The sequence below is a fragment of the Pseudomonas sp. SIMBA_041 genome, from assembly GCF_046535095.1.
In the GTDB taxonomy this organism is placed as follows: domain Bacteria; phylum Pseudomonadota; class Gammaproteobacteria; order Pseudomonadales; family Pseudomonadaceae; genus Aquipseudomonas; species Aquipseudomonas mucoides.
Genome location: NZ_JAWRXJ010000002.1, coordinates 683,140 through 694,938, shown reverse-complemented (window position 1 = coordinate 694,938; position 11,799 = coordinate 683,140). Strand labels below are relative to the sequence as shown.

Here is an 11,799-nt window from a genome sequence, read left to right as displayed (position 1 = left end):
GCAGCCTTTTTGAGTGTTGATCCGTGAGTGATTTGAGTCATATCCGCAATTTCTCCATCATCGCCCACATTGACCATGGCAAGTCGACGCTGGCTGATCGATTCATCCAGATGTGCGGCGGCCTTGCCGAGCGCGAAATGGAAGCCCAGGTACTGGACTCCATGGACCTGGAGCGTGAACGCGGGATCACCATCAAGGCCCACAGCGTCACCCTTTATTACACCGCTCGCGATGGCATCAAGTACCAGCTGAACTTCATTGACACCCCCGGCCACGTTGACTTCACCTATGAAGTCAGCCGGTCGCTGGCGGCCTGTGAAGGTGCGTTGCTGGTGGTCGATGCCGGTCAGGGCGTTGAAGCGCAGTCGGTTGCCAACTGCTACACGGCGATCGAGCAGGGCCTGGAAGTCATGCCGGTCCTGAACAAGATCGACCTGCCACAGGCCGATCCGGACCGCGTCAAAGAAGAAATCGAAAAAATCATCGGCATCGATGCTACCGATGCGGTCGAGTGCTCGGCCAAGACCGGTCTGGGCGTCGACGAAGTGCTCGAGCGCCTGGTCGCGACCATTCCTGCGCCGACCGGCAACTACGAAGATCCGCTGCAAGCGTTGATCATCGACTCCTGGTTCGACAACTACCTGGGCGTTGTTTCCCTGGTGCGTGTGCGTCACGGTCGTGTGAAGAAGGGCGACAAGATCCTGGTCAAATCCACCGGCAAGATCCACCTGGTGGACAGCGTCGGTGTCTTCAACCCGAAACACACCCCGACGGTTGACCTGAAGGCCGGTGAAGTAGGCTTCATCATCGCCAGCATCAAGGACATTCACGGTGCGCCAGTGGGTGACACCCTGACCTTGAGCTCGACGCCAGACGTTGACGTGCTGCCAGGTTTCAAACGCATTCAGCCGCAGGTTTACGCCGGTTTGTTCCCGGTCAGCTCCGACGACTTCGAAGATTTCCGTGAAGCCCTGCAAAAGCTCACGCTCAACGACTCGTCCCTGCAGTACACCCCGGAAAGCTCTGACGCCCTGGGCTTCGGCTTCCGTTGCGGGTTCCTCGGCATGCTGCACATGGAAATCATCCAGGAGCGCCTGGAGCGCGAGTACAACCTGGACCTGATCACCACGGCGCCGACGGTAATTTTCGAGCTGTTGCTGAAAACCGGTGAAACGATTTACGTCGATAACCCGTCGAAGCTTCCGGACCTGTCCTCGATCGAAGACATGCGTGAGCCGATCGTGCGGGCCAATATTCTTGTGCCGCAAGAGCACCTGGGCAACGTCATTACCCTGTGCATCGAAAAACGTGGCGTGCAACACGACATGTTGTTCCTCGGTTCCCAGGTCCAGGTGACCTACGATTTGCCGATGAACGAGGTGGTCCTGGACTTCTTCGACCGTCTGAAATCGACCAGCCGTGGTTATGCGTCGCTCGATTACCATTTCGATCGTTATCAATCGGCTAGTCTGGTGAAACTGGATGTGCTGATCAACGGTGACAAGGTCGACGCTCTGGCGCTGATCGTGCACAAGGATAACGCGCACTACAAAGGTCGCCAGCTGACCGAGAAGATGAAAGAACTGATTCCGCGCCAGATGTTCGACGTCGCGATCCAGGCCGCCATTGGCGGGCAGATCATTGCGCGAACCTCCGTCAAGGCTCTCAGAAAGAACGTATTGGCCAAATGCTACGGCGGTGACGTTAGCCGTAAGAAGAAACTGCTTGAAAAGCAAAAGGCCGGTAAAAAACGCATGAAGCAAGTCGGCAACGTGGAAATTCCACAAGAAGCCTTCCTTGCAGTGCTCAGGTTGGATAGTTAGGTCCTATGTCACTAAATTTCCCGCTGTTGCTGGTCATCGCCGTGTTCGTCTGCGGCCTGTTGGCGTTGCTCGATCTGGTTTTCCTGGCGCCGCGTCGGCGTGCTGCCATTGCCTCCTATCAGGGCAGCGTCAGCCAGCCTGACGGGGTGGTGATCGAGAAACTGAACAAAGAGCCGCTGCTGGTCGAATACGGCAAGTCGTTCTTCCCGGTGTTGTTCATCGTGCTGGTCCTGCGTTCGTTCCTGGTGGAACCGTTCCAGATTCCGTCCGGCTCGATGAAACCGACCCTGGACGTGGGCGACTTCATTCTGGTGAACAAGTTTTCTTACGGGATCCGCCTGCCGGTGATCGACAAGAAAGTCATCGAAGTCGGTGATCCGCAGCGCGGCGATGTGATGGTGTTCCGTTACCCGAGCGATCCGAACGTCAACTACATCAAGCGTGTAGTGGGCCTGCCGGGCGACACGATTCGCTACACCGCCGACAAGCGTCTGTTCGTCAACGGCGAGTCGATAGCCGAGCAACTGGTCGGCTCCGAGCCGGGAACGCTGGGCAGCGCTGAGCTCTACAAGGAAAAACTCGGCGTTGCCGAGCACTTGATCCGCAAGGAAATGAGCCGCTATCGCGCCACGCCGGACCATTCGTGGACCGTGCCCGCCGGGCACTATTTCATGATGGGCGACAACCGCGACAACTCCAACGACAGTCGCTACTGGGATGATCCAAGCATTCCCAAGGATCTGCTGGGCATGGTTCCCGACAAGAATATCGTCGGCAAGGCCTTCGCAGTCTGGATGAGCTGGCCGGAACCCAAACTCAGTCACCTGCCGAATTTCTCGCGGGTTGGCCTGATCAAGTAATCACACACGGCGCTGTTGAACACAGCGCCGAATGCTTTTCTGGAGTCGGCACAATCGGCGCCAGCAGCATGAAGCCAATGATATTCAGGACGTTATTTTTGAACACAGCGTTAATTGTCCCAGGCCTGCGCCGTATCACGGCGATGGCGGTGGAATCCAACCACGAACTCAGCGTGGGTAAACCGTGAGCGTCTCCTTAAGTCGACTCGAGCGTCAGCTCGGCTACACCTTCAAGGACCAGGAACTGATGGTTCTGGCCCTGACTCACCGCAGCTTTGCCGGGCGTAACAACGAACGCCTGGAGTTCCTCGGTGATGCCATTCTTAACTTCGTCGCTGGCGAGGCGCTGTTCGATCGCTTCCCGCTGGCCCGCGAAGGCCAGTTGTCGCGTTTGCGCGCACGCTTGGTGAAAGGTGAGACGCTGGCCGTACTGGCTCGCGGTTTCGATCTGGGCGACTACCTGCGCCTGGGCTCTGGCGAACTGAAAAGCGGCGGCTTCCGTCGCGAGTCGATTCTGGCCGATGCCCTGGAAGCGCTGATTGGTGCGATCTACCTCGACGCCGGCATGGACATGGCGCGCGAGCGTGTGTTGGCCTGGCTGGCCGGTGAGTTCGAAGGCCTGACGCTGGTCGACACCAACAAAGATCCAAAAACCCGCCTGCAGGAATTCCTGCAATCGCGTGGTTGTGAGCTGCCACGTTACGAAGTGGTGGATATCCAGGGTGAGCCGCATTGCCGGACGTTCTTCGTCGAATGTGAAATCACCTTACTGAATGAAAAAAGCCGAGGTCAGGGTGTGAGTCGTCGTATTGCCGAACAGGTAGCGGCCGCCGCAGCACTGATTGCCCTGGGTGTGGAGAATGGCAATGACTGATACAAACGCAACTCGCTGTGGCTATGTTGCCATCGTCGGCCGTCCCAACGTGGGCAAGTCCACGCTGCTGAACCACATCCTGGGTCAGAAACTGGCGATCACCTCGCGCAAGCCGCAAACCACCCGCCACAACATGCTGGGCATCAAGACCGAAGGCGCCGTGCAGGCGATCTACGTCGACACCCCAGGCATGCACAAGGGCGGCGAAAAGGCGTTGAACCGCTACATGAACAAGACCGCTTCGGCGGCGTTGAAAGACGTCGACGTGGTGATCTTCGTGGTTGACCGCACCAAGTGGACCGACGAAGACCAGATGGTTCTCGAGCGCGTCCAGTACGTGACCGGTCCGCTGATCGTGGCACTGAACAAGACTGATCGCATCGAAGACAAAGCCGAGCTGATGCCGCACCTGAGCTGGTTGCAGGAACAGCTGCCGAACGCGCAGATCATGCCGATCTCGGCCCAGCACGGGCACAACCTCGAAGCGCTGGAGCGTGTGATCGCCGGTTACCTGCCAGAAAACGATCACTTCTTCCCGGAAGACCAGATCACTGACCGCAGCAGCCGCTTCCTCGCCGCCGAACTGGTACGCGAGAAAATCATGCGCCAGATGGGCGCCGAGCTGCCGTACCAGATCACCGTGGAAATCGAAGAGTTCAAGCAGCAGGGCAAAACCCTGCACATTCATGCCTTGATCCTCGTTGAACGCGACGGCCAGAAGAAGATCATCATTGGCGACAAGGGCGAGCGCATCAAGCGCATCGGCACCGAGGCGCGCAAGGACATGGAGCTGCTGTTCGACTCCAAGATCATGCTCAACCTCTGGGTGAAAGTGAAAGGCGGCTGGTCTGATGACGAGCGCGCGTTGCGTTCGCTGGGTTACGGCGACCTGTAAACCCGTTCCAGATACACCGAAGCACCCTGTGGGAGCGAGCTTGCTCGCGATAGCGGTCTGCCAGTCAACATCAATGTTGAATGCCAGGCCCTCATCGCGAGCAAGCTCGCTCCCACATTGGTTTTGGGTAGTTTATAAATCTGTGCTCACTCATTGAGAACGCTGACTTCCATGTCCCAAACCCCACCCATCGGCCAACCCGCCTACGTCCTCCATTCCCGCGCCTACCGCGAAAACAATGCGCTGGTGGATTTCCTCACGCCGCAAGGTCGGCTGCGGGCGGTGTTGCGCAGTGCGCGGGGCAAGGCGGGGACGTTGGCGCGGCCGTTCGTGCCGCTGGAAGTCGAGTTTCGCGGACGTGGCGAGCTGAAGAACGTCGGGCGCATGGAAAGTGCCGGCGTCTCCACCTGGCTCAGCGGTGAGGCGTTGTTCAGCGGGCTCTACCTCAACGAACTGTTGATCCGTCTATTGCCTTCCGAAGACCCCCATCCCGGGGTATTCGATCATTACGCCGCGACTCTGCTCGCGCTGGCCGAAGGTCGACCCTTGGAGCCGTTGTTGCGCTCGTTCGAATGGCGCCTGCTGGACGACCTCGGCTACGGCTTTGCGCTGACCATGGACATCCACGGCGAACCCATCGCGCCGGACGGTCTCTACCGTTTGCAGGTGGATGCGGGGCTGGAGCAGGTCTTTCTGCTGCAACCCGGTTTGTTCAATGGCACCGAACTGTTGGCCATGGCCGATGCTGACTGGTCCGCGCCCGGTGCACTGTCCGCTGCCAAGCGGCTGATGCGCCAGGCATTGGCCGTGCATTTGGGCGGTCGTCCTTTAGTCAGCCGCGAGCTGTTTCGCAAGCCGTAGTCTCCCCGTATGCTGTGCGCCGAATCTTTAAATTCAGGAGCGCTTCCGTGACCACCAGCAATCGCATACTTCTTGGCGTGAACATTGACCACGTTGCCACCCTGCGTCAGGCCCGGGGCACTCGCTATCCGGATCCGGTCAAGGCGGCACTGGACGCGGAAGAGGCGGGCGCTGACGGCATCACCGTGCATTTGCGCGAAGACCGCCGGCACATTCAGGAACGCGACGTTCTGCTGCTCAAGGACGTGCTGCAAACCCGCATGAACTTCGAAATGGGCGTCACCGAAGAAATGATGCTGTTCGCCGAGCACATTCGCCCGGCGCACATTTGCCTGGTCCCGGAAACCCGTCAGGAACTGACCACTGAAGGTGGTCTGGATGTAGCGGGGCAGGAAGCACGGATCAAAGCCGCCGTGGATCGCTTGTCGAAGATCGGTTGCGAAGTGTCGCTGTTTATCGACGCGGATGAGCGCCAGATTGAGGCCTCCCGTCGTGTGGGTGCGCCGGCGATCGAACTGCACACCGGGCGTTACGCCGATGCCGAAACACCGACTGACGTGGCCGAAGAGCTCAAGCGCGTAGCCGATGGTGTAGCGTTTGGCCTGGCTCAGGGATTGATCGTCAACGCCGGGCACGGTTTGCACTACCACAACGTAGAAGCCGTGGCGGCGATCAAAGGCATCAACGAGCTGAACATTGGCCACGCGCTGGTGGCGCATGCGTTGTTTGTTGGCTTCAAGTCGGCGGTGTCGGAAATGAAAGCGCTGATCCTGGCCGCCGCAAAAGCCTAAAGCCCAGACACAAAACCCTGTGGGAGCGAGCTTGCTCGCTCCCACATTGGTTTGGGGGCTGTTAGAGCGGCGCAGGTTCCTGAGCCGGTTTCGACTTGTCGATCCCCGGCACATGCAGATTGCCTTCGGCCACCTGGTCACCTTCAAGCTGTGGCTGCGTGACCCACGTCAGGATGTCGTAGTAACGACGGATGTTCGCCACGAAATGCACCGGCTCGCCGCCTCGGGCGTAGCCATAGCGTGTCTTGCTGTACCACTTTTTCTCGGAAAGGCGCGGCAGGATTTTCTTCACGTCCAGCCATTTGTCCGGGTTCAGCCCTTCCTTCGCCGCCAGTTTGCGCGCGTCATCCAGGTGGCCGCTGCCAACGTTGTAAGCCGCCAGGGCAAACCAGGTGCGGTCCGGCTCCTGAATCGACTCGTCCAGTTGATCCTTCATATAGGCCAGGTACTTGGCGCCGCCCATGATGCTCTGCTTGGGGTCGAGGCGGTTGGACACGCCCATCGCCTGTGCGGTGTTCTGGGTCAGCATCATCAGGCCGCGCACGCCGGTCTTGGACGTCACCGCCGGTTGCCACAACGACTCCTGATAACCGATCGCGGCCAGCAGGCGCCAGTCGACTTGTTCCTTCTTGGCATACGCCTTGAAGTGCTGTTCGTATTTGGGCAGCCGCTGCTGCAAATGTTGGGCGAACGTGGTGGCGCCCATGTAGCCGAGGACGTCGACATGCCCGTAATAGCGATCCTTGAGGCGCTGCAGGGTGCCATTTTTCTGCACCTTGTCGAGGTAGGCGTTGATTTCGTTGAGCAGGCTGTTGTCTTCGCCGGCGGCCACGGCCCAGCTCTGGTTGCTGGCGTCGCCGAGGTCAAAGGCGACCCGTATGTTGGTGAAGTACACCTGGTTCATCGCGACTTCGTTGGAATCGACCAGCGTCAGGTCGATCTGGCCTTCATCGACCATGCGCAGCAGGTCGACGACTTCAACCGCGTCGGATTCTTCGTATTCAATGCCGGGGTATTTCTTTTTCAGCTCTGCCAGCTGTTCGGCGTGGGTGCTGCCCTTGAGCACCATGATCTTCTTGCCGACCAGGTCGCCCGCATCGGTCGGCCGTGACTGGCCGTTGCGGTAGATGATCTGTGGGGTGACTTCCAGGTAGGAGTGGGAAAACCGCACCTGCTTTTTGCGTTCCTCACTGCTGACCAGGCCGGCAGCAGCCAGCACCGGGCCGTTAGGCTTGCCCACCTGATTGAACAGGTCGTCGAGGTTGTCGGCGGTCTCGATCTTGAGTTCCACCCCCAGATCGTCGGCGAAGCGCTTCACCAGCTCGTATTCGAAGCCGGTTTCACCGTTACGATCCTGAAAGTAGGTAGCGGGGCTGTTTCGGGTAACCACCCGCAGCACGCCATCCTCCTTTACGCGCTCCAGCGTGTTGGGTTTATCAACACAGCCACTGAGCATCAGGAAGAGTCCGGTTGCGATCAGCCATTTGGCGTACCGCGGACGCAAAGCCGTTGGGGAAAACATCTGCGCAGTATACGCAAAGGACCACGGCCGCCATATCTCGACAGAGGTGGGCTTGTCTGCTAGGCGATTGAAAACCGCTCCGGAGCCCGCAGGAATGGGCCCGAACCGCATTTTGTGACAGAAAAAATAACCCTTTTTGAGCGCCATTCTCAGGCCTGGATCCCCGGTCCGACACTTGGGTGCAGCCGCCTGTACCGTTTCGGGTGATGTCGCGGGCGGTTTAGGCTAGAATGCACGGCCTCAAAGCACACCCCTCCCGAGGCTGTCCCGAAGATGTTGATCCTGCGCGGCGCTCCTGCCCTTTCTGCCTTTCGCCACAGCAAACTCCTTGAGCAACTGAGCCAGAAGGTCCCGGCTGTCAGCGGCCTGTATGCTGAATTCGCTCACTTCGCCGAAGTGACCGGCGTCCTGACCGGCGACGAACAGCAGGTGCTTGCGCGCCTTCTGAAGTACGGCCCAAGTGTTCCGGTACAAGAGCCGACCGGCCGTCTGTTCCTGGTGTTGCCGCGTTTCGGCACCATCTCGCCGTGGTCCAGTAAAGCCAGCGACATCGCTCGCAACTGCGGCCTGAGCAAGATCCAGCGCCTGGAACGCGGCATCGCGTTCTATGTAGCCGGTCAGTTCAGCGACGCCGACGCGCAACTGATTGCGGACGGTCTGCACGACCGCATGACGCAAATCGTTCTGGCCAACCTCGAACAGGCCGCCGGCCTGTTCAGCCACGCCGAACCGAAGCCGCTGACTGCGATCGACGTGCTGGGTGGCGGTCGCGCCGCGCTGGAAAAAGCCAACACCGAGCTGGGCCTGGCCTTGGCCGAAGACGAAATCGACTACCTGGTCAATGCCTTCGTCGGCTTGAAGCGCAACCCGCATGACATCGAACTGATGATGTTCGCCCAGGCGAACTCTGAGCACTGCCGTCACAAGATCTTCAACGCCAGTTGGGACATCGACGGTCAGAGCCAGGAAAAAAGCCTGTTCGGCATGATCAAGAACACCTACGTGATGCACAGCGAAGGCGTTCTGTCGGCTTATAAGGACAACGCCTCGGTGATCGTCGGCAACGTCGCCGGCCGTTTCTTCCCGGACCCTGAAACCCGCCAGTACGGCGCGGTGCAGGAACCGGTGCACATCCTGATGAAAGTCGAAACCCACAACCACCCGACTGCGATTGCCCCGTTCCCGGGCGCATCCACCGGCAGTGGCGGTGAGATTCGTGACGAAGGCGCGACCGGTCGTGGCGCCAAGCCGAAGGCTGGCCTGACCGGCTTCACCGTGTCCAACCTGCAAATCCCGGGCTTCGAACAGCCGTGGGAAGTGCCATACGGCAAGCCTGAGCGCATCGTCACCGCGCTGGACATCATGATCGAAGGCCCACTGGGTGGCGCCGCGTTCAACAACGAATTCGGTCGTCCGGCCCTGACCGGTTATTTCCGTACCTTCGAACAGTCGATCACCACCCCGCGTGGCGACGAAGTTCGTGGTTACCACAAGCCGATCATGCTGGCCGGCGGCATGGGTAACATCCGTGCCGAACACGTACAGAAAGGCGAGATCACTGTTGGCTCCAAGCTGATCGTGCTCGGCGGCCCGGCGATGTTGATCGGTCTGGGCGGCGGCGCGGCTTCCTCCATGGCCACCGGCACCAGCTCGGCTGACCTGGACTTCGCTTCCGTACAGCGCGAAAACCCTGAGATGGAACGTCGCTGCCAGGAAGTCATCGACCGTTGCTGGCAGTTGGGTGACAAAAACCCGATCAGCTTCATCCACGACGTGGGTGCGGGCGGTCTGTCCAACGCCTTCCCGGAACTGGTCAACGACGGCAACCGTGGTGGCCGTTTCGAACTGCGCAACATTCCAAACGACGAGCCGGGCATGGCCCCGCACGAAATCTGGAGTAACGAATCCCAGGAACGCTACGTGTTGGCGGTCGGCCCGGCCGACTTCGAACGCTTCCAGGCGATCTGTGAACGTGAGCGTTGCCCGTTCGCCGTGGTTGGCGAAGCCACTGCCGAGCCGCAACTGACCGTCACCGACAGCCACTTCGGCAACAGTCCGGTGGACATGCCACTCGAAGTGCTGCTGGGCAAAGCCCCGCGCATGCACCGTTCGGCCGTTCGTGAAAACGAACTGGGCGACGACTTCGATCCGTCGACGCTCGAGATTGCAGACTGCGTAGAGCGCGTTCTGCATCACCCGGCCGTGGCGAGCAAAAGCTTCCTGATTACCATCGGCGACCGCACCATCACCGGCCTCGTGGCCCGTGACCAAATGGTCGGCCCGTGGCAGGTTCCGGTGGCCGACGTTGCCGTTACCGCCACCAGCTTCGACGTCTACACCGGTGAAGCCATGGCCATGGGCGAGCGTACTCCGCTGGCACTGCTGGACGCTCCGGCGTCGGGCCGCATGGCCATCGGCGAAACCCTGACCAACATTGCCGCTTCGCGCATCAACAAGATCTCCGACATCAAACTGTCGGCGAACTGGATGTCCGCTGCCGGTCACCCGGGTGAAGACGCGCGTCTGTACGACACCGTGAAAGCGGTCGGTATGGAACTGTGCCCTGAGCTGGGTATCACCATCCCGGTGGGCAAGGACTCCATGTCCATGGCCACGCGCTGGAGCGACGAAGGCGTCGACAAGACGGTCACTTCGCCAATGTCTCTGATCGTGACCGGTTTCGCGCCAGTGGCTGACATCCGTCAGACCCTGACCCCGGAACTGCGCATGAACAAGGGCACCACCGACCTGATCCTGATCGATCTGGGCCGTGGCCAGAACCGCATGGGCGCCTCGATACTGGCCCAGGTGCACGGCAAGCTCGGCTCGCAAGCGCCGGACGTCGATGATTCCGAAGACCTCAAGGCCTTCTTCGCGGTGATCCAGGGCCTGAATGCCGACGGTCACCTGCTGGCGTACCACGACCGTTCCGACGGTGGTCTGCTGACCAGTGTGGTGGAAATGGCCTTCGCCGGTCACTGCGGTCTGAGCCTGAACCTCGATGGCCTGGCAGAAACTTCCGCCGACATCGCCGCGATCCTGTTCAACGAAGAACTGGGTGCTGTGATCCAGGTTCGTCAGGACGCGACCCCGGACATCCTTGCGCAGTTCAGCGCGGCCGGCCTGGGCGACTGCGTGTCGGTGATCGGTCAGCCGATGAACAACGGCCAGATCAACATCACCTTCAACGGCGAAACCGTGTTCGAAGGTCAGCGTCGTCTGCTGCAACGTCAGTGGGCTGAAACCAGCTACCAGATCCAGCGTCTGCGTGACAACGCCGACTGCGCCGAGCAAGAGTTCGACGTGCTGCTGGAAGAAGACAACCCGGGCCTGAGCGTCAAGCTCAGCTACGACGTCAACCAGGACGTCGCCGCGCCTTACATCAAGAAAGGCATTCGCCCACAGGTTGCCGTACTGCGTGAGCAGGGCGTCAACGGTCAGGTGGAAATGGCGGCCGCGTTCGACCGCGCCGGTTTCAACGCGATCGACGTGCACATGAGCGACATTCTGGCCGGCCGTGTCGACCTGAACGACTTCAAAGGTATGGTCGCTTGCGGCGGTTTCTCCTACGGTGACGTCCTCGGTGCCGGCGAAGGCTGGGCCAAGTCCGCACTGTTCAACAGCCGTGCTCGCGATGCGTTCCAGGGTTTCTTCGAACGTACCGACAGCTTCACCCTCGGCGTGTGCAACGGTTGCCAGATGATGTCCAACCTGCACGAGCTGATCCCGGGCAGCGAATTCTGGCCGCACTTCGTACGTAACCGCTCCGAGCAGTTCGAAGCGCGCGTGGCGATGGTTCAGGTCCAGGAGTCGAACTCGATCTTCCTGCAGGGTATGGCCGGTTCGCGCATGCCAATCGCTATCGCTCACGGTGAAGGCCATGCCGAGTTCGCCAGCGAAGAAGCGTTGCTGGAAGCGGATCTGTCGGGTTGCGTGGCGATGCGTTTCGTCGACAACCACGGCAAGGTCACCGAAAAATATCCGGCCAACCCGAACGGCTCGCCGCGCGGGATCACCGGTTTGACCAGCCGCGACGGTCGCGTAACGATCATGATGCCGCACCCGGAACGCGTGTTCCGCGCTGTGCAGAACTCGTGGCGTTCAGAAGACTGGAACGAGGACGCACCTTGGATGCGTATGTTCCGTAACGCTCGCGTGTGGGTGAACTAAGCG

The 11,799-nt window shown here is 60.0% G+C and carries 8 protein-coding genes; 7 read left to right on the top strand and 1 reads right to left on the bottom strand.

The genetic code is table 11. From position 1 onward, the window contains the following. Nucleotides 1-23: 23 nt before the first annotated feature. The 6 genes from lepA to pdxJ all read left to right on the top strand — a co-directional run bounded on the left by lepA (nucleotide 24) and on the right by pdxJ (nucleotide 6,104). Nucleotides 24-1,823, top strand: coding sequence for a translation elongation factor 4 (gene lepA, locus SB725_RS06905; protein WP_027924883.1), 1,800 nt, complete (start codon nucleotides 24-26; stop codon nucleotides 1,821-1,823). A 5-nt stretch (nucleotides 1,824-1,828) separates the two neighbouring features. After that, nucleotides 1,829-2,683 carry a signal peptidase I gene (lepB, locus tag SB725_RS06900; protein WP_027924884.1) on the top strand — a complete coding sequence of 285 codons (855 nt, stop codon included), beginning with the start codon at nucleotides 1,829-1,831 and terminating at the stop codon, nucleotides 2,681-2,683. 184 nt (nucleotides 2,684-2,867) lie between these two features. After that, nucleotides 2,868-3,557 carry a ribonuclease III gene (gene rnc / locus SB725_RS06895; protein WP_027924885.1) on the top strand — a complete coding sequence of 230 codons (690 nt, stop codon included), beginning with the start codon at nucleotides 2,868-2,870 and terminating at the stop codon, nucleotides 3,555-3,557. Further along, nucleotides 3,550-4,452, top strand: a complete 903-nt coding sequence (gene era / locus SB725_RS06890; protein ID WP_027924886.1) for a GTPase Era — start codon at nucleotides 3,550-3,552, stop codon at nucleotides 4,450-4,452. The genes rnc and era overlap by 8 nt, the downstream gene beginning before the upstream one ends. Nucleotides 4,453-4,623: 171 nt before the next feature. Further along, nucleotides 4,624-5,313: a DNA repair protein RecO gene (gene recO, locus SB725_RS06885; protein ID WP_410921464.1), complete on the top strand. Its 690-nt coding sequence runs from the start codon at nucleotides 4,624-4,626 to the stop codon at nucleotides 5,311-5,313. A gap of 47 nt (nucleotides 5,314-5,360) precedes the next feature. Beyond that, nucleotides 5,361-6,104 carry a pyridoxine 5'-phosphate synthase gene (pdxJ, locus tag SB725_RS06880; protein ID WP_027924888.1) on the top strand — a complete coding sequence of 248 codons (744 nt, stop codon included), beginning with the start codon at nucleotides 5,361-5,363 and terminating at the stop codon, nucleotides 6,102-6,104. A gap of 61 nt (nucleotides 6,105-6,165) precedes the next feature. Here the strand turns inward: pdxJ and mltF are convergent, their stop codons facing one another. Then, nucleotides 6,166-7,626, bottom strand: a complete 1,461-nt coding sequence (gene mltF, locus SB725_RS06875) for a membrane-bound lytic murein transglycosylase MltF (protein ID WP_027924889.1) — start codon at nucleotides 7,624-7,626, stop codon at nucleotides 6,166-6,168. 273 nt (nucleotides 7,627-7,899) lie between these two features. Here mltF and purL point away from each other — a divergent pair, with 273 nt between their 5' ends. After that, nucleotides 7,900-11,796: a phosphoribosylformylglycinamidine synthase gene (gene purL / locus SB725_RS06870; protein WP_027924890.1), complete on the top strand. Its 3,897-nt coding sequence runs from the start codon at nucleotides 7,900-7,902 to the stop codon at nucleotides 11,794-11,796. Nucleotides 11,797-11,799 lie beyond the last annotated feature (3 nt).

Excerpts from the sequence above, each read along its gene's own strand:
- lepB (WP_027924884.1), top strand. The coding sequence starts at position 1,829 with ATGTCACTAAATTTCCCGCTGTTGCTGGTCATCGCCGTGTTCGTCTGC.
- era (WP_027924886.1), top strand. The coding sequence starts at position 3,550 with ATGACTGATACAAACGCAACTCGCTGTGGCTATGTTGCCATCGTCGGC.
- recO (WP_410921464.1), top strand. The coding sequence starts at position 4,624 with ATGTCCCAAACCCCACCCATCGGCCAACCCGCCTACGTCCTCCATTCC.
- mltF (WP_027924889.1), bottom strand. The coding sequence starts at position 7,626 with ATGTTTTCCCCAACGGCTTTGCGTCCGCGGTACGCCAAATGGCTGATC.
- purL (WP_027924890.1), top strand. The coding sequence starts at position 7,900 with ATGTTGATCCTGCGCGGCGCTCCTGCCCTTTCTGCCTTTCGCCACAGC.